We start from the raw sequence: 26,776 nt of genomic DNA, 5'->3' as shown, positions 1-26,776 counted from the left end.
GGGCTCCTGATGAGGTGCTTCATAAGCTATGAGGGCTGGCGTCGGCGGGGAGTTCCGGGATTCTCAATAGCCGGTCATTTCCAGGTAACCGGTGCCGCCATGGCTGCCACTCATTTTCACCGGCCCTTCCCAATAAGGAATGCGCAGGTCCATCCAGGCGTCGGGATTCAGGGCGACGGTGGTGATGTCCAGCTGCTTGCCGGGGATCTTGATGGACCAGCGCACCGGCATCGCTCGCCCGGCGACCTTGGCCCTGTCCAGTGGCTCCAGGCTGATTTCCCCGGCATGCAGGGTCTGCGCCTGGCCCCGGGCATCGATCCAGGTGCCCGTGAGGTAGGGCTCGCCATTGCTGTGTCGCATGCGATAGAGCATCACGTGCTCACCGCTGTCCAGGTGCAGGGAAAACCAGTCCCATCCGGTCTGGTTGGCGGTCAGCGGCTGGCTGCTCCATTCGCGATCGAGCCAGGCCGGACCACTGACCTGATAGCGCTGGCCGTCGATATCGAGGTGACCGCTGGCCTGGAAAAAAGGCTGGCTGTAGTAATACGACGCCTGGCCCTGTTCGGATTTCTGGCTGAAACCGGCTTCTCCCTGCAACACCAGCGGCCGGCTTGAAACGAGCCGCAGCTCATAGCTGAAACGCGGGTCGTGAGCCTTCAACTGCATGTCTGCCAAGGGATCGTTTCCCGAGGCCTGGGTAGCGAACCGCCAGTCATCGATCCAGGCATCGAAAGGGCTCGCCTGGACCCCGGCCTGCCCTATCCCGCCCCGGGCGTAGCGTTCGGCGGCGTGGTGGACGGTGGCGGACGTGACGGCAGCGTGGCCGAGCCAGATTGTCTGGTTGCGCCAGCCCTCGGCCTGTGGGGCGGCGCTCAGGGCGCTGCGGAACAGCGTCCATTGCACGCCGAAATCGCGGCCCTGGGCATCCTTGAGATTGGCGGTGACGTACCACCATTCGATGCGAAACCCCTCATGGGCTCCGTGATCCCGGGGAAAACCGAACACCCGCCCCGGCACCACCGGCGTGAACGCAACGGCTTCGCCACCAAGACCGGCAAAGCCCTTGGGTGACGAGGCGTCATCACAGCCGCCCAGCCACAGCGCCAGCAACATCAAGCCAATTCGAAACTTCATGGGCTGTCTTCCTGGGAAAAGCGCCTCAGCAGATCGGCCGGCTGCGTGCGATACAACGCGTACAGCGGCCAGGCCGACGCCAATAGCGTGGCGAACATCGCCAGGGCCAGCAGTTGCGCCAGTTGCAGTGGAAATACCCGTAGCGGCAGCCGCCAGCCAAAGGCCTGCACGTTGATCACCGCATCCAGGCACCAGGCCAGGGCGATCCCCAGCGGCAAGGCCAGCACCAACGTCAACAGCGCCAACAGCCAGGTCTGCCCCAGGTTGAGCAACATCAGCTGCCGGCGCGTCACCCCCAACGCCCACAGCGGCGCCAACTGGCCAAGACGACTCTGGCTCTGGGTCAGCAGACTGATGAACAGCGCCACCCCGGCCACGGCCAGGGTCAGGCCGTTGAGCGCAGCGGTGGCGGCAAAGGTGCGCTCGAAGACCTGGGTCGACCACCCCTTGAGCCGGGCCTGATCGACGATACGACTGTCATCCAGGGCAAATCGCGCTTGCAGGTCCGTCACCAATGCGGCAATCGCCGACGCTTCAATGTGCAGGTTGAAGCGATACGGCGTCAACGTTGGCCAATGCCTGAGCAAATGCTCGGCATTGACCAGTACATGCCCCTTGGGGTTGCCGTAGTCGGCATAGATGCCAACGATGCGCGCAACCCACGGCCCCTGCGGCGTCGGCACGCTCAGCCGGTCGCCGATGCCGAGCCTGAGGCGCCGGGCCAGTTGCTCGCTGAGCATCAGCGTGTCGGCGCCAGCCAGTTGCTCCCACGGGTTATCGCCGGCGGCTTCCAGCAACGGCCAGTGCTGGCGATAGCCGGGATGGTCGACGATGCCGAAGATATCCGTCGGCCATCCCTGCAACGGAATCGACACCTGCCAGTTGGGCAAGATGGCGGTGACCGCCGGTTGCTGCTTCAGCCAGGCCTGCAGCTCGCCGGCCTGGGCCGGGCTCTGCGGGCTGACGTACAACTCAGCGGAGAGCCGTTGTTCGAGCCAGTCATTGAACGTCTGGCGGAAGCCGGAGGTCATGCTGCCGGCCCCGATATTCGCCGCCAGCGCCAGCAGCAGGGCCATCAGCGCCAGGCTCAATGTCGGCAACTGCTGCCGGCAATCGGCGAGAAACCACTGGCCGAGCACGGCGTGGGTGCGGTGACGCAGCAGGTTCAAGGCGCTATTGAGCAACACCGGCAAGGCCAGGGCCGCCCCCAGCAGCAACGTCGTCATCAGGACAAACCCGCTGGCCAGGCTATCGCCCCACATCAGCGCTGAAACCGCGACCAGCGCCGCCAGGGCCGCAATCCAGCCCTGGCGTTTCAGCCAACGTGCGTGGGCCTGATGCCATGCCTGGGGATTGGCCAGGGCCAGCAACGGCAGGCGCGCGGCGCGCAACAGGCTGTCAGCCCCGGCCAGCACTGCGCCGAGCAGGCTCAGGCCCACACCACTGAGCCACCACCACGAGCTGAGGCTCAGGTGCCCGGCCACCTCGGCGCCGTAAAGCCCTCGCAGACTGGCCGCGACATCGGGCAACAGCAAACTGGCCAGCCAATAGCCGCTGAGCACCCCGGCGACTCCGCCGAGCAGGGCCAGCGCCCCCAATTCCAGGGCCAGGCTGCCGATCAGCAAGCGGGCACTGACGCCGCAGGCACGCAGGGTTCGCAGCAGACCACGACGTTGTTCCAGGGCCAGGCCGATGGCCGCGTGGACGATAAACAGTCCCACCACGAAGGACAGGAACCCGAGAGCATCCAGGTTCAGATGAAAACTTTCGGTCAGGCGCGACAGGTTGTTTTCTTCATTGGCGTGCTTCAATTGCAGCCGACCGTTGAAGGCCTCCGGTAGCGCGGCGGAGAAACTGGCGGGCAGCGACAGCCGCGACAACTGGTCCGGCAACCGCAACACCTGTTGGGCGAACCCGATGTCCATCAGCAGGATGCCCGGCGCCATGTCCGGCTGGGTATGCAGGGGGGGCAGCGTCTGCCCCTCGACAGTCCGGGGCCGGTCGCCCTCTCGCAGCCCGAGGGCCTGCAGGGTTGGCGGGGCAATCCAGGTACGACCGGGCTCGGTGAAGAACGCCACCACCTCGCTCATCTCCCGCGCCTGCCCTGCCAATGCGCCACCGGGCGGAAGCGACACCGGGTCGATGCCCATCAATTGCAGGCGCTGGCCCTCGTGCCCTTCCAGGGTCACCCTGGCCTGCAGCACCGGCGAAACCGGCCACCCCTGGCGGCGCAGGTCGATGAACCATTGTTGGGCAAAGGTGCCACCGCCGGGCGCATCAAGGCTGGCCTGGGGTTCGCCGCCGATGAGCTGGCTGGCACGTGCGTAGCTGTCCCGAGCCTGGCTGTTCAGTGCCTGGACACCGGTGAGCAGGCTGGTGGCAAGCCACAGGCCGGTGAGCACGCTGAAGAACTGCACCGGATGCTGGCGCCAGTGGCTGAGCAAGGCCTTGAGGGTCTGGCGCAAAATCATCACTGCGCTCGCATCGGCGCCAGCCGCCCGCGTTGCAGCACCACACGGTGGGCCAGGCGAGCCGCCACCCGCGGACTGTGGGTCACCATCAGCAGGCTGGTGGGACTGTCATCGAGCAGTTCCAGCAACAGTCGCAACACCTCGTCGCTGGTCGCCTCGTCGAGGCTGCCGGTGGGTTCGTCGGCCAGCAACAGGGGGGGCCGAGAAGCCAGCGCCCGCCCCAACGCCACCCGCTGCTGCTGCCCGCCGGAAAGCTGTTCGGGATAGCGCTGCAACAATTCCCCCAGCCCCAGTCGCCGCACCAGGTGCGCGTGCCAGCTCGGGTCATGGCGACCGCACAGGCGCGCCTGGAACGCCAGGTTGTCTTCCACCGACAAGCTGCTGATGAGGTTGAACTGCTGGAACACCAGGCCGATCTCCGTGCGTCGCCAATGGGCGAGCTGGCTTTCGCTCATGCCATCGAGCCGGTATTCGCCGCTGCGAATGCTCCCGCCATCGACCTTGTCCAACCCGGCGACCAGGTGCAGCAAGGTACTTTTGCCACTTCCGGACTCCCCCATCAACGCCATGCTGCTGCCAGGACGCAGCGTCAGGTCGACACCCTGCAGCACCGGCAAGGGGCCCTGGGGCGTGGCGTAGCTTTTGAAGACATCGCGGACTTCGAGCATGAAGAGGCTCACTGGATAATCGTGAGCGTCAGGATAGCGGACTGAGCGCAAGGTGGACCATCGCACCCACGAACCGCCCTATACCGCGACCACCCCCATGCGAGGTTGATGCCCGACGCGGTCGCCGTCAATGCCCCGCCGCCATTTCAGTCTGTGCCGGTGGAGGTGTCACGATGCTGTCCAGGTCAATGTGCTTCCAGGCCGGTTTTGCGCCGAGGCGGGCGTTGAAGCGATAGTTGAAGGTGAACGCGTCCTCGGTCGGTTGGTTCAGGGATTTTCCATAAGCCGACTCGACACCGGCCGGATCGTAGCCCATCAACTGCAACAGCGTCGGGAAGATGTTGTAGTGGCTGGAGCGGTCCTTGTTCTGCGCCAGGGCTCCGTGCCAATCGAGGGTCTGCAACTGGCTGCCCTGGATCAGCACCAGCGGCACCAGGCCTTCCTCCTCCACCGGGTCGCCACCACAATGCGTGTTGAGTCCCGGGTTGCCGCGCTCGTGCAAGTCCTGGCCGTGATCGGAGGTGTAGATCAGCACAGCGTTGCTCAGGTCGCCCTGGCGGAACAGGCGCTGGAAGAATTCGCCGACGTTCCACAGCACGGTGTTCTGGTATGCATTGCGGTACAACACCCAGTCCTCCTGTCGGCCGTTGAAACCATCGCGGCTTCCGGTATCGGCGACCTCCTGGAAGTGCCCTCGCGGCAGGGCCGGACGGTAGCTCATGAAGTCGTCGGGGTATTTGTCATGGACCGGAAAATGCGCGCCCATCTTGTTGACCACCACCAGTTCGGCGCGGTCGTTGCCCAGCAATGCGATGAGCCTGTCCGCCACCGCCATGTCCCGGTCGCGCACGCGGGTCTGGTCGAATTGGACGAACTCGTCGATGTCCTGTTTTTCCAGCTCGGTCATCAGGTTCTGCAGATTGCCTCCGGTGCGCTGGGCGTCGATGTAGACGGTGCGCAACCCGGCGGCCCTGGCGTACTGCCAGATCGACGGCTGGGTGCTGTTGATGCGCATGTAATCGGCCCGGGTGCCGCCATAGCGCAGCGTGACATTGGTATCGGCGCTGCAGTTGGCGATAGAGGCGGCGAAACCATAATTGAATATGTCCACGCCCGGCACCGGCGCCTTGAGCCCGCTGTGCACCCCGTACGGCGTGTTGATATCGAGGTAGTTGCCGGCGATGCTTTCGTCGATGATCAGCACGAGGTCATGCCCGATCGCTGACGTTCGCCGCGCCAGGCGGATCGGCTCCCGGGGGCCAACGGTGTTGTGCAGGCTCTCATAGGCAAACAGGTTCAGGTACGCCAGCGGGGTGTACATCACCGGCAAACCGCGCGCGCCCTCACCGGCCCGCAGGAACAGCACGGCACTGAGCAACAGCACCCCGAGCATGGGCGCGGCGATGGGCAGATAACCCGGCAACGGCACCCGGCGACGCGGCTTGAGCCCGATTCCCAACAACAGCAACAAACCGGCCGCCATCGCCCTGACGATCACTTCTCGATACTGCCAGGCGGCCTCCTGGATAAAGCCACCGGAATACACCAGCGACACGAACTGTGCGTAGGTGAGGTAGCTATCGGTGACCCGGGTGTAGACCTCGAAGAATACCGCCGAGGCAAACATCGCCAGCGCAAACAGATGCCGGATGAAGGCATGGCGAATGTGGGCGGTCATCCACAGCGCGACCACCAGCGCCACGAACATCGCACCGAAGAGGATCGTCGCCAAACCCAGGCCCAACGTCGCCAGGCGGTCGACGTAATAGTCGTACCCCCGAATCAGATACAGCGCCAGCAGCAGTTCCTTGATGTATCGGCCCATGTCTGTCTCGGCAGAAATCGCGACGTTGAGAAACGGTTCGTTTCTGCACAGTAGCAGCGACTTTCCAATGCGCAAGAAAAGAGACGAACGGCGCAAGCGTCAAAAAAAAGTTAGCCCAAAAATGACACACTTTTGAGACACAAATCGTCAAAACCTATGGATAAATACCGTTCATCGCTTTCTTAAAATCCATTTTCACCCTTTAAAACCGGGACTTTCTCAAGGCAGTCAATAACTTGATATCAAAAGGCCCGAACCTTTCTAGTTTTGCCAACACTGACAACTGTCATTTTGCTGACACGCTTTTCTGAAGCTGCGCTATACCCCCTCTAACAGTTTCATCCGAGTTACATCAACCGATTTACGAGGCGCGCCAAAATGGACGTGAGCGTATTTGGGACGGGGTATGTTGGGTTGATCCAGGCAGCAGCGCTGGCCGATGTAGGCCACCGCGTCCTGTGCATCGATATCGACCCGAACAAGATCCGGCAACTGCAGCAAGCGGTACCGCCATTCAGCGAGCCGGGGCTGTCCGGTCTGCTTGAAGACAACATCAAGACAGGGCGCCTGTCGTTCAGCTCCCAGGCCAGCGACGCGGTCAACCATGGCGAGCTGATCTTCATCGCCGTGGGCACCCCTGCCGATGAAGACGGCTCGGCGGACCTGAGCCATGTGCTGGCGGTCACCCGGCAGATCGCCGATTTCATGGACAGCGACCGCACCCTGATCATCAAGTCCACGGTGCCGGTGGGCACGGCCGACAAAGTCGCCGAATGCGCCCGCCAGGCACTGGCCCGGCGCGGCCTGAAACGCTTGAACGTGCGCGTGGTGTCCAACCCTGAATTTCTCAAGGAAGGCAGCGCCCTGGCCGATTGCATGCGGCCGGACCGGATCATCATCGGCACGGCCGACCCGCTGGCCCGCGACCAGATGAGCGAACTCTATGCGCCCTTCTGTCGCAACCACGAAAAGCTGATGTTCATGGACAACCGCAGCGCGGAACTGACCAAGTACGCCGCCAACGCCATGCTCGCCACTCGCATCAGTTTCATGAACGAACTGGCCAACCTCACCGAGCGCCTGGGTGCCGACATCGAGGCCGTGCGCAAGGGCATCGGTTCGGACCCGCGCATCGGTTATCACTTCATCTACCCCGGCTGTGGTTTCGGTGGCTCGTGCTTTCCCAAGGACCTGCGCGCCCTGCTGCACACGGCCGAACAGAGCGGCATGCCGCTGCGCCTGTTGCGCAGCGTCACCGATGTCAATGACAGCCAGCGGCATATCCTGTTCGAGAAGCTCGCCGGGCAATTCCCCGACGGCCTGGCGGGCAAATCGATCGCCATCTGGGGCCTGGCCTTCAAGCCCAACACCGACGACATGCGCGAAGCCCCCAGCCGTTACCTGATGGAGGCACTGTGGCGCGAAGGTGCCCGGGTCCAGGCCTACGACCCCGAGGCCATGTCCGAATGCCGGCGTATTTACGGCTACCGCAAGGACCTGAACCTGTGCGCCACCCGTGACGACACCCTGGAGGATGCCGACGCCCTGGTGATCTGCACCGAATGGAAGAACTTCCGCGTGGTGGATTTCGACCTGCTGGCCAGCAAACTGCGGGCCCGCCTCGTCATCGACGGACGCAACCTGTACAACCCCGAGCACCTGGCGGCCGCCGGGCTGCTGTACCGCGGGATCGGACTGCGGCACACGGTACCGGTCCAAGGGCCGCAAGCATGAACATCCTGGTGACCGGCGCGGCCGGCTTCATCGGTGCCCACTGTGTGCTGCGGCTGCTGCGCGACGGCCACCGGGTCTGCGGGCTGGACAATTTCAACGACTACTACGATCCCCAGCTCAAGCATGACCGCGTGGCCTGGGTGCAGGACCAGGCCGGCGAGTTTCCCCTGGTGCGGGCGGACCTGACCGACGCGACGGCCATCGACGCGCTGTTCCAGTCGCGCCGCCCGGACGTGGTGATCCACCTGGCTGCCCAGGCCGGGGTGCGCTATTCCCTGGAGCACCCCCAAGCCTACATCGACAGCAATGTCACGGGCTTTCTCAACATCCTGGAAAACTGCCGGCGCTATCCGGTCAGGCACCTGGTCTACGCCTCCTCCAGCTCGGTATACGGCGCCAACCAGCGCACGCCCTACTCCGTGCAGGATGGCGTCGACCACCCACTGTCGCTGTACGCGGCGAGCAAGAAAGCCAACGAACTGATGGCCCACAGCTACAGCCATCTGTTCGGCATTCCTTGCACGGGCCTGCGCTTCTTCACCGTGTACGGTCCCTGGGGCCGGCCGGACATGTCGCCGATCCAGTTCGCCCGGGCGATCACCGAAGACCGAGTGCTGCAGCTGTTCAACCATGGCGAGCACCAGCGCGACTTCACCTACATCGACGACATCATCGAGAGCATCGCCCGGCTGATCGACCAAGCGCCCCGGGTCACGCCCCTGTGGGATCACGAACAACCGGACCCGGCCACCAGCCGGGCCCCGTGGCGGATCTACAACATCGGCGGCCAGCACCCGATAACCCTGCGCACCTATGTCGCGCTGCTGGAAAAACACCTGGGCCGGACCGCTCGCATCGAACTGCTGCCCCTGCAAGCGGGGGACGTGCTCAACACCTGTGCCGATGCCAGCGACCTGGCACGCGCCACCGGTTTCCAGCCCGCCATCGGGCTGGACGAGGGCCTGGGTCGCTTCACCCGGTGGTTCCTCGATTACTACGCGCTGCCTGTTGCCCACCTGCCCGTTGCGGCCGAACTTCAACGGAGGAGTCTATGACCCGACATGAACAGCACATTCCCATCAATGTCCCCGGCGACAAGCGTGTCGACCCCGAACATCGCCGGCGCCTGGATGCCGCCATCCACCGGCAGGGCCGTGGCTGGCTGACCGGGCGCCATGGCGGGCGACCCTGGACCGTTTCGCGGACCAATCGTGTGGTGGCCTGCCTCGGCGCGCTGGTGCTGCTGGTGCTGCTCAGCCCGTTGCTGCTGGGCCTGGCGGTGCTGGTCAAGGTCTCCAGCCCCGGTCCGGTGCTGTTCGTACAGAAACGCACCGGCTACCGAGGCCGCGTCTTCGGCATGTACAAGTTCCGCACCATGATCGCCAATGCCGAAGCGCTAAAGGAGTCGCTGCGCCACCTCAACAAACACGGCGCCGATGCCATCGACTTCAAGATCGACAACGACCCGCGCATCACGCCCATCGGCCGGTTCCTGCGCCGCAGCAGCCTCGATGAACTGCCGAACCTGATCAATGTAGTGACCGGCGACATGCGCCTGGTAGGTCCACGACCGACCTCGTTCAACGCCTATCGCTACAAGGACAACCACCTCGCGCGCCTGAGCATCTACCCCGGCCTCACCGGCCTCTGGCAGATCTCCGGGCGCAGCGATATCGACTTCGACCAGCGTGTGGAACTGGACCTCAGCTACATCGCCGAACAGAGCCTGTTGCTGGATTTGAAGATCCTGATGATTACCCCTTTCAAAGTGTTCAGCGGCCACGGAGCGAGTTAAATGGACGGTTCAACGAATATCCTGACCATCGCAAGCCCGAGCGAGACCAACCTGACCTCGACCGTGCTCGACCCTTCCTTGCGGATTCTGCTTCTGACAGCCGCCAACACCGGCACCGGAACCACCACCAGTGCCATGGCACTGGCCGCCCAACTGGCGCAGATGAGCAGCGGCCGCGTATTGCTGGTGGATGCCAGCCAGTCGCCGCACAGCCTCAGCCAGCAACTGTTGCTGCACAAGGAGCGTGGCTTCAGCGACATGCTGTTCAACAGCCTCGCCCCGCCCCTGCTGCAGGATTGCGTGGTGCAGGCCTCCGGCATGCCTTTCGACGTGCTGCCCAACGGCCGCCTGGGGCACAACGCCGAACGCCTGAGCCCCGAGCGACTGCGTCCATTGTTCAGGCAGCTGGCGGCGCAATACCGCTTTGTGGTGGTGGACGCCGACGCGGTGTACTCGGCCTCCGACACCCTGGTCATGAGCACCCAGGCAGACGGCGTGGTGCTGGTGGTACGCGGTGAAGACACCCGTTGGGAAGTGGCCCAGGCCGCGCGCCAACGCCTGGCCCAGGCCGGCGCGAAGGTGGTGGGCAGCGTGTTCAACCGCCGCAAGTACTACATGCCCAAGTGGCTCTACAACAACCTGTAAGCCTGCAGAAGGATGACGAGATGAACGCCAGACTGCTTGTCCTGCTGTTGCTGCCGCTTGCCGGTTGCTCCAGCCATAACGAAAACATGACCATGCCGGTGCAGATCCTCACGGCCGCACCGGCCAACGCCCAGGCCACCGACATGCCCAAGGTGGAGAAGACCCTGCGGCCCCAGGACGTGCTGGATGTGATTTTCCACATCAGCACCACCGGCCCCCAGTCCTATCGGGTGCAACCCGGCGACCAGGTCGCGCTGAACTTCACTGCCGCCAGCCAGCTCAACGGCACGCAACAGGTGATGCCCGACGGCACCATCGAGCTGCCGGGGGCCAACACCTCGGTGAAGATCGCCGGCCAGACCACCGACGAAGCCCGCCTGACGGTGCAGCGTGCCTATGATCAGAAAATGCTGTTCCAGCCCAACCGCAACCAGTTGACGGTGCTGGTGACCAGCCCCCTGAGCAGCGAGACGAACCTCAGGAACACTCTGACGCACCCGGGCACCGGCATGAGCCGGGAAATCACCGTGGGCAGCGACGGGTATGCGAGCTTCCCGGAAATCGGCTCCATCCCGTTGCAAGGCATGACCGTCAACCAGCTGGAAGCCTTCCTCAACGAGCGCTACGCCAAGCTGCCCGGGCGCATGACCGTCGATGTGCTGCTCAAGTCCACCGCCGGCAACGAAATCTATGTGCTGGGTGAAGTCGCGCAGCCCGGCTCCTATCCGATCCGCCGGCCGATCTCGGTACTCGAGGCGCTGACCCTGGCCCGTGGCACGAACGTCAAGGCCCGGCTCGACTCGGTGGTAATCATGCGCCGTAACGGCAACCAGGTCGAAGCCCGGCACTACGACGTGGAAAAAGCCTTGAGCGGCGACGCGGCGCAGATCGCCTACCTGCAGCCGGAAGACATGCTCTTCGTGCCCAAGACCAAGCTTGCCAGTGCCGGCGAGCTGGCCCGGCAACTGGCCGATGTGGTGCTGTTCCAGGGCGTGGGGTTCAGCTTCGGCTACCGCGTCGACAACAAAGGCAGCGACAACTGAATCTCAGGTGACCGATCATGAGCCCCAAGGAAAACTATCTGCACGAGTTCTTCAGGATCTTCTTCGCCAACAAGCAGTGGGTGAAGCGCGTCTTCCTGATCTTCGCCGTGATCGCCCTGGTGCTGCCGTTGATGCTCAAGCAGAGCTTCGACATCACCGCCCAGGTGATCGTCCAGTCGAAAAAGCTCTCCCAGGGCGACGCCACCACGTCGCTGAACCAGGAAAACGCCACCTTCATTCCACCGTCCCTGGCGGACATGGAAACCGAAAGCAATATCCTGCGTTCTCCGGCGCTGATCCGGCAGACCATCGCCACCTTGCGCGAACAGGGCGAGTACACCCCCAGCCCCGGCATCCTCAACAAGTGGGTGAGCGACCCGCTCAAGCGCTATATCACCACGCCGCTGCGTGAATACGTGATCAACCCGTTGCGCGATGGCCTGGGACTGGAAGTCGACCCGGTGCGCGATACCGTGCTCGACACCCTGACCGACGAGGCCATCGAAAACCTGAAGATCGAGACCCTGCCCGGCTCCAACGTGATCTCCATCGTCTACAGCTTCGGCGATCCGGCCCAGGGCACGCGCTTCGTGGCGCAGCTGCTGCAGAACTACCTCACCGGGCGCCAGGAACTGCAATCGATCGAACTGCCGCAAACCTTCTACGAACAGAAGAAGACCCAGTACCAGCAGCGGCTCGACGGCCTGGAAGGCCATCGACTGGCGCTGCTGGAAGGCGTCGGCTCGTCCGATCCCAAGGAAGAAATCACCTTCCGCCTGAATGCCATCAACACCGAAGAACAGGCCTTGAACCTGTACCGCGACCGCCTGCTGCAAAGCCAGCGCTGGCTCGACTACCTCAAGGCCAGCCTGGCCTCGGCGAACAGTTCGCGCTTCAGCGACTACACCTTCCCGTTCACGTTCACCACCACGGTGGACAACATCGCGTTCGAGGACCGGGAGATCAAGCAACTGGGCGAGCAACTGACCAGTCAGGTCAGCCGCTACATGAATGACCTGGCGATCTTCCAGCCCGGCAGCGAACCGATGCTGCTGGCCCGCGAACAGATCGTCCGGACCCGCCAGCAGTTCCTCAAGGTGGTGAACAACCGGATCCAGGAACGCACCACCGACCTGGCGGTGGTCGGTTCGGTGATCGATCAGAAGGTCGCACGCATCGGCGCCTTCAAGGAGCGTATCCACCAACTGCAGGAGGCCCAAAGCAAACTGCGGCAGATGGACACCGAGATCAATGCCCTGCATGCGGCGTTCTCCACCTATGCCCAGCGGTTCGCCGAAGCCAGCACCGCCCGCTCGCTGGACAACGACCTGTCCAACGCCCGGGTGCTGAGCCCGCCCTTCGAACCGACGGCCGCGGCCTTTCCCAAGCCAATGCTGATCATCGTCTTCGGCCTGTTCAGCGGCCTGCTGCTGGCCATCGCCCTGGTCTACGTGCGTGAGTTCTTCGACCATCGCTTCAAGCATCCAGCACAGATCAGCCAGCAACTTGAGGTACCGGTGCTGCTGGTGATCAACGAGCAATCTGCGGAGCCGGTCAACCCGCATCGCAACTGGAGCCTGCCCAGCCTTGTCCATTGGGTGCGCAATTGAACGCGCCGTTCGGCCCGTCCCACCGCAGCAGCCCCCTGCCGATCATTCATTTGCTCGACAGCGGCGGCTTCTACGGGGCCGAGCGGATGCTGCTCGATCATTGCCTGGCCACGCCGGGACAGCACCAGGTGCTGTTCCTGGCGGCGCCGCCGACCTTGATCACGCGCTTCCGCCAGGCTGGGGTCGATTGCCACCACTGTGGGTCGTGGGCCGAGCTGTTGCGGCACCTGCGCCAGCGGCGCCACGAACGACCGCTGCTCAATACCCACAACTTCAAAGGGCTGCTGTTCGGCTGGGCGGCCGCCACGCTGCTGCGCCTGCCGCTGGTGATCACGCAGCATGGCTTCACGCCGCGCAGCCCCAAGCAGCGCTTCTATACCTGGTTGAGCTTGCAGCTGTGCCGTACGGCCTCGGTCAAGCGCGTGGTCTGCGTGGCCGAAAGCATCGCCGCGCTGCACCGCCAGGCCAGCGTGCGGGCGGAAAAACTCGACGTGATCCCCAACGGCCTGCCGGCCACCACCACGCTTTTGCCCCACCGAGACGACGGGCAGCGCTGGCGAGTGGGCTACGTCGGCCGCTTGAGCAGTGAGAAAGGCCCGGACCTGTTCCTCGACGCCATGATCCCGCTGTGCCAGCGCCATGGGTCGTTGCACGCCGTGATGCTCGGCGACGGCCCGGAACGCCAGGCCCTGCTCAAGCGCATCACCGATGCCGGATTGCCTACGCGCATCGAGCTGCCGGGGTACCAGACCGACATGAATGCCTGGTGGAGCCGCCTCGATGCCCTGGTGATCAGTTCGCGCACCGAAGGTACGCCGATGATCCTGCTCGAAGCCATGCAGGCCGGCGTGCCGGTGGTGGCGTTCGGCGTCGGTGGCATCCCCGACGTGTTGCAGGACCGCCACAACGGCCTGCTCGCCACGCCGGCCGACAGCGCCGCACTGGCCAGGCAGATCGAAACCCTGTTCAGCGAACCGCGCCTGGCGCAGATCCTGGCCGACAACGCGCGCCGCACCCAACGGGACCGCTACGACCTGCGCACGCTGGCCGAACGCTGGTCGCAGCTCTATATCCGCACGGCAAGGGAGGCTCGCCCATGATTGTCCCGCTCTCGCTCGTCAGCCTGCTGGGCCTGGTGTGCCTGGCATTGCTGGCCAGCCCCTACCCGTTCCTGGCGCCGGGCGCTGTGCTGGGCCTGGTGGGGGTCGCCATGCTGTACCGCAAGCCCGCCTGGGGCTTGCTGGGCATTGCCGCGCTGGTGCCCTTCGAAGGCCTGTTCAAGGAAAACTCCCTTTCCGGCAGCAAGTTCCTTGGGGTGGCGCTGATCCTGATCCTGATGTTGCAGCTGGCCCTGCACCAGATCCCCGGGACCCGCCTGCGCAGCAACATCTGGCGCCCTCTGGTGGGCTTCATGATGCTCTATGGCCTGAGCCTGTTGCTGTCGCAGAACATGGACCTGTCCCTGACCCATTTTCGCGAGTTGAGGGTGGGCCTGATTCTCTTCGTGATCACCTTGCTGATCGGTCGCGAACTGAACCTCGACCTGTTCTGCCGGCTGGTGACCCTGAGCGTGACCACCACCTGCGTGCTGGCGATGTTTTCCGCCCGGTACCAGGAGCAGGGCCGCGCCTCCGGGCTGCTGGAAGACCCCAACTCCTTCGCCCTGCTGATTGCCTTTACCATCCCCCTGGCGTTGCTGCTGGTGGTGCGCGGCCCGAACCTGCTGCATCGACTGTTCTGGGGCGGCTGCTTCATCCTGTTGCTGGGCGGCATGACCAAGACCGAGTCACGCTCCGGACTGGTTGTGTTGATGCTCAGCCTGATGATCGGCCTGTATCACTATCGCGCCCAACTGCCGCGCATCCGCCCGCGGCACCTGGGATTCGCCATGCTCGGGCTGGCCCTTCTGATTCCCGTGGCGATTGCCGTGATGCCGGACGGCTATGTAGCGCGCATCCAGTCCCTGAGCATCCTGAGCAATGGCGCCCGTGCCCACCAGGACGAATCCCTGGGCCGGCGTGCCTCGTACATCGTCGTCGGCAGTCGGATGATCCAGGACAATCCCGTGCTGGGCACCGGTCCCGGGACCTTCCCCCTGCACTACGCCCCCACCGGCTACGCCAAGGCGTTTTCGGCCAACCGCAAGCTCAGCGACCTGTACCGCCGGGCTCACAACACCTATCTGGAGATCTTCAGCGAAATCGGTATTCCCGGCGGGCTGATGTTCGTCGGCATGCTCGGCCTGGGCCTGTACAACCTGCTGCGCGCCCGCCAGCTCTGGTTGCGTCGCCGGGATTGGGCGCAGGCGGACCTGCTGACCCACCTGGGCATGAGCTTCCTGTCGCTGGCACTGTTCCTGATGTTCCTCAGCGCGCCGAACCACAAGCTGCTGTGGATCATGCTCGCCCTCACCAGTGTGCTGCGCCATGACGCCGAGCAGACCGCCCCCCAGGAGGTTCGCGCATGAGCCTGGTGAGCATCGTGATCCCGATGTACAACGAGGCGCGGCACATCGGCCGCACCTTGCTGGCGGCGCAGCAAGCCGCTCGCCAGGCACAGCTGGAATGCGAGCTGATCGTGGTGGACAACGGTTCCGACGACCACGGGCCACGCATCGCCAACGAACTGGGGGCGCGTGTGCTGATCGTGCCCGGCGTCCATATCGGCGCCCTGCGCAACCGGGGGGCCGCGCTCGCGAGCGGCCAGTGGCTGGCGTTCATCGACGCCGACATCGAGATGCCGGCCGACTGGCTCACGTTGATGCTGGAACTGGAAGGCCAAGGCGATGTGCTCGGCCTGGACCTGGAAACCCCGCGCCAGGCCCCCTGGTTCGCCGAAGCCTGGCAACGGCGTAGCCAGCGTGCCGATTCCCGCCCCCTGCACCGGGTGCAATGGCTGCCCAGCGCCAATCTGCTGATGCGTCGCTCGTGGTTCGATCGGGTGGGTGGTTTCGATGAAACCCTGCGCACCGGCGAGGACAAGGATTTCTCCCTGCGCCTGCGCCAGGCCGGCGCGCGACTGTTGCTGGTCAACGATAGCCTGGCCCTGCATTGGGGCTATGAAGGCAGTTGGCGCGAATGGATGAGCAAGGAACTGTGGCGCCAGGGCAGTCATCTGCAACTGCTGCGCAGCCATGGCCCGAGCCTGCGCCTGCTGCGTTTCCCCGCGCTGTCCATCGGCGCCTGGGGGCTGGACTTCCTGGCCCTGGTGGCGCTGCTGCAGGGCCAACCGCGCCTGGCGCTGCTGATCCTGCTGGCGATGTCATTGCCGGCCCTGATCCTCAGCCTGCGCCAGAGCCGACGCGACCCGCGACTGACCCTGCAATTGTGGGCCCTGCATGGTGTGCGCCTGCACCTGACCGGCGCCGCCTTGCTGCTCAACCTGTGTCATTGGACTGTCAGGAGACCTGCCCGTGGCTGAATTCATTTACTGGGCCTGCCTGTTGCTGCCGGTGTACGCCTACCTCGGTTATCCCCTGATGTTGAGCCTGCTGTCGCCCTTGTTTCCTGTCCGGCGCTACGGCAAGGCCCTGCCGATGGACATCAGCATCGTCATCGCCGCCCATAACGAGGCGCGGCATATCGAAGATAAACTGCGCACCTTGCTGGCCCAGGATTACAACGCCCGTTCGCTGCAGATCATTCTCGCCAGCGACGGCTCCAGCGATGACACGGTGGCCTGCGCGCGCAAGGTGGTCGACCCGCGCATCAGCGTGCTCGACCTGCCACGTCTGGGCAAGGCCGCCGCCCTCAATACCGGAGTGGCCCACAGCCGTGGCGAGATCCTGGTGTTCACCGACGCGGACAATCAATGGGCCCACGACACCCTCGGCCATTTACTGGCGCCCCTGGGCGATCCGGAAGTCGGCGCCTGCGCCGGACATATGGAGATCCCCGTGCCGGGCAAGGGCCTGAGCCTGGGCGACAGCCTGTATCGGCACTACGAGGGCTGGCTGCGCCGGGCAGAGAGCCGCACCGACTGCATGGTGTCGGCCGACGGAGCCCTGCTGGCCCTGCGTCGCGAGTTGTTCCAGCCGATCCCGGCGCAGGTCAACGATGACTTCTTTCTCAGCACCTGCGCCCCGGCGGCCGGCAAGTCCATCGTCTACGTGCCCCAGGCCCGGGTGATCGACCAGGGTGTGGACGAGGCCGACAAGCAGTTTCGCCGGCGCCTGCGGGTCACCGTCGGCGGCCTGCTGAGCCTGGCCCATCGCCGGGCGTTGCTCAACCCGCTGCGTCACGGGCTCTACGCCGTCGGCCTGATCAGCCACAAACTGATCCGCCGCCTGGCGCCGGTATTGCTGTTGCCGCTCTTGCTCAGCAACGCCTGGCTGTGGGACGACCACCCGTTCTACCGCCTGACCCTGGCCGGGCAACTGTTCGGCTATGCCATGGCGCTGGTCGGCCTGTTGGACCGCCGTCATCGCTTGCCCCGGCCGTTTCGCCTGGCCGCTTTCGTGCTGGTGACGATGACGGGCATGAGCTTGGGCCTGTGGCAGTTCCTGCGCGGCCAGCGCTACAGCCAATGGAATCCCGAGCAGAACCGCTGAGGAGCATGGCCGATGTCGATCAAACAAGTCTTCAAGCGCACCGGCGGCTGGCTGTACCTGAACACGTCCCTGGGACGTGGCCCGTTGCGCGGCGCCGGCATCATCCTGATGCTGCACCGTGTGCTGAGCAACGACCGCGCCGCCGAGCTGCCTCATCGCAACGAACTGTGCGTGGGACCGGAAGCCTTCGAGCACCTGCTGATCTGGCTGCAGCGCTACTTCGAATGCGTGCCGCTGATGACCCTGCTGCTGGCCGACCCCGCCAGCGTCCCGGACCGCCCGCGAGTGGCCCTGACCTTCGACGACGGCTGGCGTGACAACGCCATGAACGCCTTTCCCCTGCTGCGCCAGTACCAGGTGCCGGCGAGCATTTTCCTGTCCACCGACTTCATCGGCAGCCGCCAGCACTTCTGGTGGGAAAGCATTGGCGAAACCCTGTGGGGCAGCCATGGCCAGTTGGCGCGGCATGTGTTGATCGAACAATTGCAACAGGCTGGCCGACCGTTGCCGGTGATGCTCGATGACCTGGACGATGAGCGTCGCAGCCTGTCGCTGCTGCATTACCTGCAAAGCCTCAAGACCCTCGACCCGCAGGTGTTGAGCGATCTCAACCAGGCCTGTCCCAGTGGCGCCCAGCCCCAGGCGCTGGACTGGACCCAGGTGCGCATGCTCGAAGACTCCGGCCTGGTCCGCTTCGGCCCTCACGGTGCCAGCCATGCGATCCTGACTGCGCTGGACGACCAGCGTCTGCATGAGGAGCTCAGCCGCAGCCGCATCGCGCTGGAAAATGGCTGCGCACAACCGCTGCCAGTGTATTGCTACCCCAACGGCGATCACGACGAACGCGTGCGCCGGCAGGTAGCGGCCCATGGCTTTGCGTTCGCCCTGGGCACCGAGACCGGGCTGTATCGCAGCGACGGCGATCCTCTGAACCTGCCGCGTTTCGGTGTCAGCCAGCGCAACGCCCAACACCCCGAATTGCTGGCCTGGCGCATCCGCCGCGGAGCACGCCCATGAGCCGCGCCCAATACCTCAAGCACCTGCTCCTGAGCATGGGCACGCGCCTGGCGATGATCGGCCTGCGCCTGCTGCGCAACGTATTGCTGGCCCGGATCCTGGGGCCCAGCGAACGCGGGTTGTTCGCCCTGCTCAGCACCCTGCCGGACCTGATCAGCGCCGTCACCAGCGGCGGCCTGAACAGTGCCGTGGGCTATCAGGCGGCCCAGCAACGCTCCATGGGGCTGCTGCTCAGCCAGGTGCTGATCTTCGGCTGCCTGATGGCCGGGCTGCTGACGTTGCTGGTGGTGGCATTGGCGCGGGAGTTCGGCAGCGAACTGGACATCACTACGCAGCTGGGGCTGCTGGCCTGGCTGCTGTTGCTGGCCGTGCCCCTGACGGTGCTCAAGAGCGGCCTGCTGACCCTGCACAATGCCTCCGGCGGCGTGGGGGCCTTCAATGCCTTGCGGCTGATCGAATCCCTGGCGCCGTTGCTGCTGTTCCTGGCGCTGTTCTGGCTGTGGAAGGATGCCGCCCTGGAGGCGGCGCTGATCAGCTGGCTCGCGGGCCTGAGCCTGGTGGGGCTGGCCGGTTGGATGTGGCTGCGACGCGATCACGACCTGTCGTTGCGCTGGGATCGCAGCGGCCAGGGCGAGCTGCTGCTCTACGGCGCCCGCAGTCACCCGGACCTGCTGTTCCAGCAGATAATCCTACGCTCGGACTTCCTGTTTATCGGTGCCCTGCTGGGCAGTACGGCCCTGGGTCACTACGCCATGGCCAGCGCCGCCGCCGAACTGTTGCTGATCGTGCCGGAAGCGGTCACCACGCCGTTGATGAAACGCCTGTTGCAACAGGACAGGGACATGCAACGCCTGACCCCCCTGGCCCTGCGCCTGACCGCCACGGTCATGCTCGGTGCGTGCCTGGGCATGGCGCTGATCGGCCAGTGGCTGATCGTCACACTGTTCGGCATCGCCTACCAGCCTGCCTACCCGGCCTTGCTGGCGTTGCTGCCGGGGCTGTTCGGGTTGTGCTACGCCAGCATCCTGCGCCTGGACCTGCTGGGCAAGGACCGCCCCGGCCTGGTGTCGTGGCTGATGGGCGCCGGCGCGCTGTTGAACCTGGCGTTGAACCTGCTGCTGATTCCACGCTATGGCATTGTCGGCGCGGCCGCCGCCTCCTCCATCGCGTATCTGGGGGTGACCCTGGCCCTGCTGACGATGTATTGCCGTCTCAGCGGCGTGCCGTGGTGGCAGACGCTGATCATCCTGCCCAGTGACCTGTTGCCGATGCGGCAGATGCTGCTGGGGAAATCGGCATGAAGGTGATCGTCAGTCCAGCCGCCCTCGCGAGCTGGCTCGCGAAGGGACCGGTCCGGCTCTGCTGGAGAATGGCTCTGGCTCCATGCCTCTGGAGCCTGGCTCTTCTGGCCCAGGGCGCATCCATGCAATGGACCGGTATCCGCGACGGCAGCCTGTACCTGCAGACCGACCGGCCGGACCAGCTGGTCGTGCGCTGGGTACCGGCCTGGCAGGCCGACGCCAATACCGAACACCTGTTCCTGCTGGATGGCCAGGGTCGCCTGGTGGGTGAACGCCAGGTGGAGCCGGCCCAGACCCGTGGCGAGCAAACGTGGCCACTGCCGCCCGCCGACGCCAGTTACCGCCTGGAGATTCCCGGCTACAGTTTCCGTCGCTATAGCGTCGAGCACGATGCGCGCACCCGGGCGTTGTTCGCGCCGGCCAAGGTGCACTTCAGCGCCGAAACCCACGATGGCGATGAGCTGTATTTCAAGGTCGCGCCCGGCGAGCGGGCCGTACTGGCGGGCAAGTACCACAATGGCGTGCGCAGCCTGCAGGCCCGACGCGTCACCGACGGCAAGCAGCTTAAGCTCAACCTCAAGCCGCACCCCGCCTATTGGCAGTTCGACCAGCTGGCGCTGCCCGTTGCCGACGTCGAGCAGATCTGGCGCCTGCGCCTGGAGGGCAATGGCAAGGTGGCATTCTGGCTGGACGGCAGCGCCAACCTGTTCGCCCAGAACCCGGCGCACCTGCAGCCGCTGCGCCAGGATCCGGGGCTGACCCACCTGATGCTGTACCACGAGACGCTCGGCCCAACCCCGAGGCTGGGCGTGTATTTGCCCTATGTGTTGCCGCCGCCGTCCAGCTACCCCCTGCTCGATGCGATCAAACCCCGAGCGGCTTCCTTCTACAGCCTGGTCGATGTCATGGCGGCCAGGGCGAGTCATGAAGACGCATTCCGGCGCCTGTATCAGGATCGCTTCGGCATCGACCGGGACATCACCTTGTTGGCCGGCAGCCAACGTCGGGCCGACCTGCAGGCCGACCGGACCAGCCACAGCGGCTTGCAAGCCTGGCTCACCGCGACCCGCGCCCTGGGCGGCAAAGGCATCCATTACATCAGCTTTGCCGATGAGCCGAACCTGAACTACCCGGACTTCACCAGCTTCCAGCAGGTTTTCCAGAGCATGGCGGCTCAGGTCCGCGCCGATCCTGCCAACGCACGCGCCGGGGTTCGTATCGCCATACCGGCCAGCTCACGTTTCACCAACGGTCCGTTGGCCGAGAACGCTGCCGACAAGCGTGGCATCGACTGGGCGCGACGCTTGCTGGATAAGCACGGCGACCAGGTAGATGCCCTGGCCTGGCACGAATGGATGATCCGCGACCTGCTGGCAACTCGGGCCTATCGCGACAGCGTTCGTCAGGCCGCCCGCCTGGTGGGATTGGATAGCCAGGGGCGCCCGCGCAAAGCCTTGTTGCTGGACCAGACCAACATGTCCAGCGGCTCGAGCCTTAGCCCCTATGAGCAGCAAACCCATTACGCCGCCCTGTGGTGGACCTCCGTGGTGGTCAACGCCTCGGCCGACGGCTGGCTGGACATGCTCAACTGGTTCATGCTCGCCGACGAACCCGAGTACCCCAAGGGCATGGTCCGGGTGCTGGACAGCCAGCGCTTCGAACTCAAGCCGGTGGGGCTGGCCCAGCAGTTCATCCAACAGCATTGGCTCAGCCAGGTGCTACGCCTGGATAACGACGCCTTCGAAGTCGACGTGCTGGCCATGGCCACCGACGCGAGGCGCAGCCTGCTGGGCGTGAACAAAAGCACGCGCCCACAACAGGTCAGCCTGGACGGCGGGCCCTGTCCCCAGGCGAAAGCCGAACTGATGTATTTCGGCCCCGACAACCAAAGCCGTAGCGCCCCGTTCAACTGCGAGGCCGGGCAGACCCGTTTTCTCCTGCCAGCAGAAACGGTGTTTGCCCTGGGCTGGACCGCCCTCTCTTTCCCCCAACCCGCCACCCGTCAGGAGGCACCATGAGCGTTCTGCAAGCATTACGTGATGGCATTCGGAAAAAAGGCCTGCGCGCCGTCCTCAAACAACTGTTCAGGCGCTACGTGTTTTTCCACACCCGACTGGTGTGGCTGGAGCACGATGTGCGAACCCCACTGCCCCCGCATCACCTCAAGCCCTACCCGCCAATGCGCCTGGAATTCATCACGACCAGCAATGCCGATGCTTTTGCCCGGCACTTCGGCGACCGCGTCGAGACCATGCGCGAGCTGGCAACCGAAGGCTATACGGGCTTGATGTACCTGGATGCTCAGGGCGACACCGTGGGTTTCGCCTGGGGCAGTACGCGAGACTATTTCGACCGCCATTTCTATCGCTGCAACTTCCCGATCAAGCCTGGCGAATACTTTCAGTTCGGTGGCGAGATGATCCGCGCCTACTGGGGCTCCAGTATGTCGGCGGACATGCAGCTGGAGATGTGGAAGGTCATGGCAGGCAAAGGTTGCCAGACGATGGTCGATGTCTGCGACTTGCAAAATATCCCGGCGATCAAGATGCACCTGCGCATGGGCTTCCAGGAACGCGGGAAGATCACCCACGTGTATCGCCTGTTCGGTCGCTGGCGGTTTTTCCGCGACACGTTCTACCGCGGCTCGGCACTGGATGCCTTTCGCAAACCGGCCCAGCCGCTTGCGTCGACAGCGCCGGCCTGATGTCCATGACGCTTCAACCTCCCCTCGCGAGCATGCTCGCGAGGGGGTTTATCCCCAACCCGCCCCACGCCAGGAGGCACCATGAACGTTCTGCAAAAACTGCGTGATCGCATTCGCAAAAAAGGTCTGCGCGCCGTTCTGAATCAGCTGTGCAGACACTACGTGTATTTCCACGAACAGTTGGTGTGGATGGAACGCGATCTGGTCAGTCCGATACGGCCCAATAACCTCAGGCCCTATGCGCCGCTGCGCCGGGAGAACATTACCACCGGCAATGCCGATGCCTTCGCCACGTACTTTGGCGACCGCGTCGAGACCATGCGCGAACTGGCTGCCGAAGGCCATACCGGGCTCATGTACCTGGACGACAAGGACGACGTCGTCGCTTTCATCTGGGGCAGTACACGGGACTATTTCGACCGCCATTTCTTTCGCTGCTGGTTCCCGGTCAGACCGGGCGAGTTCTTCGAGTTCGGCGGTGAGCTGTACCGCGCTTACTGGGGGACCCTGCTATCGGTGGATATCCAGCTGGATCTGTGGAAAGCCATGGCCGAGCAGGGTTGCAACAAAGTGGTCGATGTCTTCGAACTGAGCAACGTTCCAGCCGCCAAGCTGCATCTGCGCATGGACTATCAGGAGCGCGGCCAGATCACTCACATGTATTGCTTGTTCGGCCGCTGGCGGTTTTTCCGTGACACGTTCTACACCGGCTCGCTCCTCGACTCTTTTCGCAAACCGGCCAAGCCGGTTGCATCCACTGCGGCGGCCTGACTTCCATGGCGATCCGGTTCCAATGGTGTAGCTCCCTGGGCGCAGAGGATTTTCCCGCGACAGCTTATGAACAGCTGCGAACCCGGGTGGCCGACGCGACACCGTTCAATACCCTGGCCTGGCTGCAAGCGGCGGAGTTCGCCTTGTCGCCCGAGCAGCAATTACATGTGCTGCTGGGCTGGCAGGATCAGACCTTGTGCCTTTGCCTGCCCCTGATATCAGGACTTGAGCGTATCGGCGGGTTGCGCTTCCGGGTACTGCGCCACCTGGGTTATCCATTGGCCGACCGCATCGCGCTGCTGGTGCGCCTGGATGCCGAAGGCATGGCACAGGCGTTGACGCAGATTCGCCAGCACCTGCCCCACGCACTGCTGCAATTCAATGAGCTGACCGAACCGGTCGGGGAAGAAAGCGTGCTCAGTGCCTGGATGGCCATGAGCTCCACGGGCGAGCGGCGCCTGAGTTGCCGGGTGCCGGTGCACCTGATCAGCGACAGCGATCATCAGGAAATTTCCGGTGATCCACGCTACAAGTTGCGCCGGGCGCGCAAGCGAATCGCCGCCTGCGGTGCCCAGATCCGCCGAGTGACCCCGGATGCTATCAGCATGGGACAGGTGCTGCGGGCACTTGCCGATGTCGAGGCCGCCAGCTGGAAAGGCGAGGAAGGTGTCGGCATCTTCGCTGACGCCATGCGTCGGCAATGGATGAACCACGCCTTTACCGCCCTCGCCGCCCAGGGCCTGGTACGGGTAGTGATGCTGGAGCTGGATGGCGAGTGCATCAGCTATCGCCTCGGTCTGTTGGATCAAGGTCGACTGTACGACTACAACCTGGCGTTCCTGCCGCAGCATTCGGACTTGGGCAGTGGCCGGGTATTGCTTGAGGAATGGATCCGCTGGGGACTGGAGGAAAACTGGCGGTGGATCGATGCGTCACGGGTCAGTCTCGATAACTCCAGTCATCAATTGCACGAACGCATGACCGGACAACTGGAGCATTGGCGTTGGAGTTTTTATTCCTGGCAACCCGATGGCCTGGTCCTCGGGCTTGCCTTGCGTCTCTGGAAAAGTCTTAAACCCTGGCTTCGTAAAAAAGCACCACAAAAAACCAAAGCGACAGATTCACCTTCTATCCCCAAGGAAAAGGAGATTCCCCATGCCGCGCCAAGTGATCATCAACGCTGACGACTTCGGACTGTGCGTCAGTGAAAACATGATAATCGTTCGAGCCTTCGAAGCAGGTCTCATCAGTTCCGCCACCATAATGGCCAATATGCCGGGCTTCAAACAGGCGTGTGTCCTGTCCCGACGGCCGCGCCTCAAAGGACGCGTCGGCCTGCATTTCAATCTCAGCCATGGGTGGCCGTTGAGCCAGGCCATAAAATCGCGTCGGGCATTTTGCGATGCGCACGGCCAGTTCGATTTCAGCCTGTCGCGCTATTGCCTGCGCCTGGGCTCGAAAGACCTGGCGGCAATCGAGGGCGAACTTCAGGCGCAATGGCAGCACTGCCTGGATCACGGTTTGCGTCCAAGCCACCTGGACTCTCATCAGCATGTACACAACATCTGGCCCATCGGCGAACTGGTTGCGCGCTTCGCTGCGCAGCAAGGTGTGCCCATTCGCCTGGCACGCAACGTTGGGGCGAACCTGAATGTAGCCAAGCGTATCTTCAAGACCCTGCTCAACCGCCGCCTGCGTCGTCTATGCGGCGCGACGGCTGACTACGTCTGCACGTCGGCCGACTTGCAACACACCGCGGCACCGCAATACGGTTTGTTGGAAGTGATCACTCATCCGACGCAGCTGAAAGGGGACTTCGGCGATAGCTACCTGCCTCCTGGTTGCTCATTGAGCAAGATACTGCATCAGCGCCTGGCGGGGGTGCCCAAGGTGGGGTATGGCAAAACTGAACGAATGCTCGAACCCGTCCAGCTTGAGGATGCGTAATGACACCTCTGGTATGAAAGCCTTTATCTTGTGAGATCGAGCTACGCCCGTCTCACAAGATTCTCAGGCATCGCGCCCTTGTCGTTGAGATACCCGGTGCACACGTTCCGAACCCTGAGGCGGTGTCGTTCATAAGCTGCTTGAAAAAATTGACGACCCGGTTATCGGTTGAGCTTTTTCTCCACGTCCGTGGCTTTGTCCCGCAATTTCTCGGCATCCTGCTCGTGGCTCTTGATAGATTTGGGGGTGATCGTCTTATCCACCTTGTCGGTGGTCGGATCGGGGTGGCGAATATCGCGCTCCACCACATCCACCGGCTCGCCGGTAGCGTCCTTCGCTGGCGCAGCGTTGCCGGCCTGGGCCTGCCCCTTGGAATGCTCGCTCGTCATGGCATCGTTCCTCGATATGGGTGAGTATTGAGTTTCGAGTGGGGCGAAACGGCGAGAGTTCGATCGGGTTGCCTCCTGAGACAGGCTGGCGCGGCAGATTCCCTCACCATGGGCAAACCGTCCGAAATCCCTGCGGGCCCTCCCAGGAATCTGCTAAAAGGCAAGTTTCCGTTCCGAGTAGCGAATCGCGCCGATGCCTTCATCCTTACTCTCTCGCCTCAGGCAACGCTGGCTGGCCTGGTTTTTCATGGCCGCGATGGCGGTAGGGCTACCGGTGGGCTGTGGGGTGTTGCAGCACAAGGAGCGCGAACTGGTGTTCCGCATCGAACCGGGCACGGCGAGCTGGTTCAGCGGCCTGCCCAGCGGTGTCCAGGAATTCGATCTCAAGCCCAGGAACTTCAAGGCCGGGGAAAATATCCACGGCTGGTGGTGGCCGGCCGAGCGCCGGGACGCACCGGCGATCCTGTACCTGCACGGCGTGCGCTGGAACCTGACCGGGCAGCTGTTGCGCATCCAGCAATTGCGGGCGCTGGGCTATTCGGTTCTGGCGATCGACTACCGTGGCTTCGGCAAAAGCCAGGGGGACCTGCCCTGCGAAGCCAGCGTCTACGAAGATGCAAGAATCGCCTGGGAGCGTCTCGAGGTGTTGCAACCCGACCCGGCCCTGCGGCTGATCTACGGCCATTCCCTGGGTGGCGCCGTCGCGGTGGATCTTGCCGCGGAACTGGGTCAGGAGGCGGCAAGACATGGCAAACCGGTGCCCGCTCGAGGCCTGGTGATCGAATCGACCTTCACGTCCCTGGGGGATGTCGCCACCGCCATGGCGAACACCTCCCTGCCGGTGCGCTGGCTGCTGTCGCAGAAATTCGACTCCATCGACAAGATCGGCGAGATCAATATGCCGCTGCTGGTGGTCCACGGCGCTGCCGACCGCTACGTGCCGCCACGCTTCAGCGAACAATTGTTCAACGCCGCCCGCGAACCCAAGCGTCTGCTGTTGGTACCGGGCGCCACGCATAACAACAGCATGAGCCTGGCGGGCCGGACGTACCGGCAGGCGCTGGATGCGTTGCTCAAAAGCGCACCGTCGCCCGTGGCCGGAAACGCCCAGGCCAGCCCGGCCAAAGCGGGTTGATCCACGACCACTTGGGGTGTCTGTGGCGTTGCATCCAA

General features: G+C 64.0%; 23 protein-coding genes. 18 read left to right on the top strand and 5 right to left on the bottom strand.

From position 1 onward, the window contains the following. Positions 1 to 63: 63 nt before the first annotated feature. From BW992_RS16385 to BW992_RS16370, 4 genes are all read right to left on the bottom strand, one after another. Complete coding sequence (locus BW992_RS16385) at positions 64 to 1,134, bottom strand: lipocalin-like domain-containing protein (protein WP_076406612.1); 1,071 nt, start codon at positions 1,132 to 1,134, stop codon at positions 64 to 66. Beyond that, a complete protein-coding gene (locus BW992_RS16380) occupies positions 1,131 to 3,605 on the bottom strand; it encodes an ABC transporter permease (protein ID WP_372239198.1) in 2,475 nt (824 codons plus the stop codon). Before BW992_RS16380 ends, BW992_RS16385 begins: the two co-directional genes overlap by 4 nt. After that, entirely contained in the window at positions 3,605 to 4,273 is a 669-nt protein-coding gene (locus tag BW992_RS16375; protein ID WP_076406605.1) for an ABC transporter ATP-binding protein, read from the bottom strand. The genes BW992_RS16380 and BW992_RS16375 overlap by 1 nt, the downstream gene beginning before the upstream one ends. A gap of 127 nt (positions 4,274 to 4,400) precedes the next feature. After that, entirely contained in the window at positions 4,401 to 6,098 is a 1,698-nt protein-coding gene (locus BW992_RS16370; protein ID WP_076406602.1) for a sulfatase-like hydrolase/transferase, read from the bottom strand. 378 nt (positions 6,099 to 6,476) lie between these two features. Between BW992_RS16370 and BW992_RS16365 the strand changes: the two genes are divergently transcribed. The 17 genes from BW992_RS16365 (at position 6,477) to BW992_RS16285 (ending at position 25,214) form a co-directional block, all read left to right on the top strand. Beyond that, positions 6,477 to 7,832, top strand: coding sequence for a UDP-glucose dehydrogenase family protein (locus BW992_RS16365; protein WP_076406599.1), 1,356 nt, complete (start codon positions 6,477 to 6,479; stop codon positions 7,830 to 7,832). Next, the gene (locus BW992_RS16360) at positions 7,829 to 8,887 is read left to right on the top strand and encodes an NAD-dependent epimerase (protein WP_072392401.1); all 1,059 of its coding nucleotides are present in this window, start codon (positions 7,829 to 7,831) and stop codon (positions 8,885 to 8,887) included. The genes BW992_RS16365 and BW992_RS16360 overlap by 4 nt, the downstream gene beginning before the upstream one ends. Further along, positions 8,884 to 9,627 (top strand): sugar transferase, encoded by a 744-nt coding sequence (locus BW992_RS16355; RefSeq protein WP_072430671.1) that lies wholly within the window; start codon positions 8,884 to 8,886, stop codon positions 9,625 to 9,627. The genes BW992_RS16360 and BW992_RS16355 overlap by 4 nt, the downstream gene beginning before the upstream one ends. Then, positions 9,628 to 10,272 carry a CpsD/CapB family tyrosine-protein kinase gene (locus BW992_RS16350; RefSeq protein WP_072392395.1) on the top strand — a complete coding sequence of 215 codons (645 nt, stop codon included), beginning with the start codon at positions 9,628 to 9,630 and terminating at the stop codon, positions 10,270 to 10,272. Between the two features lie 20 nt (positions 10,273 to 10,292). Then, positions 10,293 to 11,315: a polysaccharide biosynthesis/export family protein gene (locus tag BW992_RS16345; protein WP_072392392.1), complete on the top strand. Its 1,023-nt coding sequence runs from the start codon at positions 10,293 to 10,295 to the stop codon at positions 11,313 to 11,315. 17 nt (positions 11,316 to 11,332) lie between these two features. Further along, positions 11,333 to 12,925 carry a GumC family protein gene (locus BW992_RS16340; RefSeq protein WP_076406597.1) on the top strand — a complete coding sequence of 531 codons (1,593 nt, stop codon included), beginning with the start codon at positions 11,333 to 11,335 and terminating at the stop codon, positions 12,923 to 12,925. After that, positions 12,922 to 14,025 (top strand): glycosyltransferase family 4 protein, encoded by a 1,104-nt coding sequence (locus BW992_RS16335; RefSeq protein WP_072392385.1) that lies wholly within the window; start codon positions 12,922 to 12,924, stop codon positions 14,023 to 14,025. Before BW992_RS16340 ends, BW992_RS16335 begins: the two co-directional genes overlap by 4 nt. Further along, positions 14,022 to 15,392, top strand: a complete 1,371-nt coding sequence (locus BW992_RS16330; RefSeq protein ID WP_072392382.1) for an O-antigen ligase family protein — start codon at positions 14,022 to 14,024, stop codon at positions 15,390 to 15,392. Before BW992_RS16335 ends, BW992_RS16330 begins: the two co-directional genes overlap by 4 nt. Next, positions 15,389 to 16,345, top strand: coding sequence for a glycosyltransferase (locus tag BW992_RS16325; RefSeq protein WP_072458174.1), 957 nt, complete (start codon positions 15,389 to 15,391; stop codon positions 16,343 to 16,345). Before BW992_RS16330 ends, BW992_RS16325 begins: the two co-directional genes overlap by 4 nt. Continuing rightward, positions 16,338 to 17,474 carry a glycosyltransferase gene (locus BW992_RS16320; RefSeq protein ID WP_076406594.1) on the top strand — a complete coding sequence of 379 codons (1,137 nt, stop codon included), beginning with the start codon at positions 16,338 to 16,340 and terminating at the stop codon, positions 17,472 to 17,474. The genes BW992_RS16325 and BW992_RS16320 overlap by 8 nt, the downstream gene beginning before the upstream one ends. A 12-nt stretch (positions 17,475 to 17,486) precedes the next feature. Beyond that, entirely contained in the window at positions 17,487 to 18,491 is a 1,005-nt protein-coding gene (locus BW992_RS16315) for a polysaccharide deacetylase family protein (RefSeq protein ID WP_072392371.1), read from the top strand. Next, complete coding sequence (locus tag BW992_RS16310; RefSeq protein WP_076406591.1) at positions 18,488 to 19,792, top strand: lipopolysaccharide biosynthesis protein; 1,305 nt, start codon at positions 18,488 to 18,490, stop codon at positions 19,790 to 19,792. Before BW992_RS16315 ends, BW992_RS16310 begins: the two co-directional genes overlap by 4 nt. A gap of 68 nt (positions 19,793 to 19,860) precedes the next feature. Next, positions 19,861 to 21,810, top strand: a complete 1,950-nt coding sequence (locus BW992_RS16305; protein ID WP_076406588.1) for a hypothetical protein — start codon at positions 19,861 to 19,863, stop codon at positions 21,808 to 21,810. Further along, positions 21,807 to 22,496, top strand: coding sequence for a GNAT family N-acetyltransferase (locus tag BW992_RS16300; RefSeq protein ID WP_072392362.1), 690 nt, complete (start codon positions 21,807 to 21,809; stop codon positions 22,494 to 22,496). Before BW992_RS16305 ends, BW992_RS16300 begins: the two co-directional genes overlap by 4 nt. Positions 22,497 to 22,577: 81 nt before the next feature. Further along, the gene (locus BW992_RS16295) at positions 22,578 to 23,267 is read left to right on the top strand and encodes an N-acetyltransferase (protein ID WP_072392359.1); all 690 of its coding nucleotides are present in this window, start codon (positions 22,578 to 22,580) and stop codon (positions 23,265 to 23,267) included. A gap of 5 nt (positions 23,268 to 23,272) precedes the next feature. Continuing rightward, positions 23,273 to 24,451 (top strand): GNAT family N-acetyltransferase, encoded by a 1,179-nt coding sequence (locus BW992_RS16290; protein ID WP_072392356.1) that lies wholly within the window; start codon positions 23,273 to 23,275, stop codon positions 24,449 to 24,451. Then, entirely contained in the window at positions 24,423 to 25,214 is a 792-nt protein-coding gene (locus BW992_RS16285; protein WP_072430674.1) for a carbohydrate deacetylase, read from the top strand. Before BW992_RS16290 ends, BW992_RS16285 begins: the two co-directional genes overlap by 29 nt. 161 nt (positions 25,215 to 25,375) lie before the next feature. Here the strand turns inward: BW992_RS16285 and BW992_RS16280 are convergent, their stop codons facing one another. Next, positions 25,376 to 25,603 carry a hypothetical protein gene (locus BW992_RS16280; protein WP_072392350.1) on the bottom strand — a complete coding sequence of 76 codons (228 nt, stop codon included), beginning with the start codon at positions 25,601 to 25,603 and terminating at the stop codon, positions 25,376 to 25,378. Positions 25,604 to 25,796: 193 nt separating this feature from the next. Here BW992_RS16280 and BW992_RS16275 point away from each other — a divergent pair, with 193 nt between their 5' ends. Continuing rightward, a complete protein-coding gene (locus BW992_RS16275) occupies positions 25,797 to 26,738 on the top strand; it encodes an alpha/beta hydrolase (protein ID WP_076406585.1) in 942 nt (313 codons plus the stop codon). Positions 26,739 to 26,776: the final 38 nt, after the last annotated feature.

The organism is Pseudomonas sp. 7SR1, from assembly GCF_900156465.1.
Taxonomy (GTDB): domain Bacteria; phylum Pseudomonadota; class Gammaproteobacteria; order Pseudomonadales; family Pseudomonadaceae; genus Aquipseudomonas.
The sequence above is the reverse complement of the archived record's forward strand: the minus strand, read 5'-3'. Positions and strand labels throughout refer to the sequence as shown.

What these genes read in the sequence shown, in the direction of transcription:
- BW992_RS16385 (WP_076406612.1), bottom strand. Translation starts at nt 1,134, where the DNA reads ATGAAGTTTCGAATTGGCTTGATGTTGCTGGCGCTGTGGCTGGGCGGC.
- BW992_RS16380 (WP_372239198.1), bottom strand. Translation starts at nt 3,605, where the DNA reads ATGATTTTGCGCCAGACCCTCAAGGCCTTGCTCAGCCACTGGCGCCAG.
- BW992_RS16375 (WP_076406605.1), bottom strand. Translation starts at nt 4,273, where the DNA reads ATGCTCGAAGTCCGCGATGTCTTCAAAAGCTACGCCACGCCCCAGGGC.
- BW992_RS16370 (WP_076406602.1), bottom strand. Translation starts at nt 6,098, where the DNA reads ATGGGCCGATACATCAAGGAACTGCTGCTGGCGCTGTATCTGATTCGG.
- BW992_RS16365 (WP_076406599.1), top strand. Translation starts at nt 6,477, where the DNA reads ATGGACGTGAGCGTATTTGGGACGGGGTATGTTGGGTTGATCCAGGCA.
- BW992_RS16360 (WP_072392401.1), top strand. Translation starts at nt 7,829, where the DNA reads ATGAACATCCTGGTGACCGGCGCGGCCGGCTTCATCGGTGCCCACTGT.
- BW992_RS16355 (WP_072430671.1), top strand. Translation starts at nt 8,884, where the DNA reads ATGACCCGACATGAACAGCACATTCCCATCAATGTCCCCGGCGACAAG.
- BW992_RS16350 (WP_072392395.1), top strand. Translation starts at nt 9,628, where the DNA reads ATGGACGGTTCAACGAATATCCTGACCATCGCAAGCCCGAGCGAGACC.
- BW992_RS16345 (WP_072392392.1), top strand. Translation starts at nt 10,293, where the DNA reads ATGAACGCCAGACTGCTTGTCCTGCTGTTGCTGCCGCTTGCCGGTTGC.
- BW992_RS16340 (WP_076406597.1), top strand. Translation starts at nt 11,333, where the DNA reads ATGAGCCCCAAGGAAAACTATCTGCACGAGTTCTTCAGGATCTTCTTC.
- BW992_RS16330 (WP_072392382.1), top strand. Translation starts at nt 14,022, where the DNA reads ATGATTGTCCCGCTCTCGCTCGTCAGCCTGCTGGGCCTGGTGTGCCTG.
- BW992_RS16325 (WP_072458174.1), top strand. Translation starts at nt 15,389, where the DNA reads ATGAGCCTGGTGAGCATCGTGATCCCGATGTACAACGAGGCGCGGCAC.
- BW992_RS16315 (WP_072392371.1), top strand. Translation starts at nt 17,487, where the DNA reads ATGTCGATCAAACAAGTCTTCAAGCGCACCGGCGGCTGGCTGTACCTG.
- BW992_RS16310 (WP_076406591.1), top strand. Translation starts at nt 18,488, where the DNA reads ATGAGCCGCGCCCAATACCTCAAGCACCTGCTCCTGAGCATGGGCACG.
- BW992_RS16305 (WP_076406588.1), top strand. Translation starts at nt 19,861, where the DNA reads ATGGCTCTGGCTCCATGCCTCTGGAGCCTGGCTCTTCTGGCCCAGGGC.
- BW992_RS16300 (WP_072392362.1), top strand. Translation starts at nt 21,807, where the DNA reads ATGAGCGTTCTGCAAGCATTACGTGATGGCATTCGGAAAAAAGGCCTG.
- BW992_RS16295 (WP_072392359.1), top strand. Translation starts at nt 22,578, where the DNA reads ATGAACGTTCTGCAAAAACTGCGTGATCGCATTCGCAAAAAAGGTCTG.
- BW992_RS16290 (WP_072392356.1), top strand. Translation starts at nt 23,273, where the DNA reads ATGGCGATCCGGTTCCAATGGTGTAGCTCCCTGGGCGCAGAGGATTTT.
- BW992_RS16285 (WP_072430674.1), top strand. Translation starts at nt 24,423, where the DNA reads ATGCCGCGCCAAGTGATCATCAACGCTGACGACTTCGGACTGTGCGTC.
- BW992_RS16280 (WP_072392350.1), bottom strand. Translation starts at nt 25,603, where the DNA reads ATGACGAGCGAGCATTCCAAGGGGCAGGCCCAGGCCGGCAACGCTGCG.
- BW992_RS16275 (WP_076406585.1), top strand. Translation starts at nt 25,797, where the DNA reads ATGCCTTCATCCTTACTCTCTCGCCTCAGGCAACGCTGGCTGGCCTGG.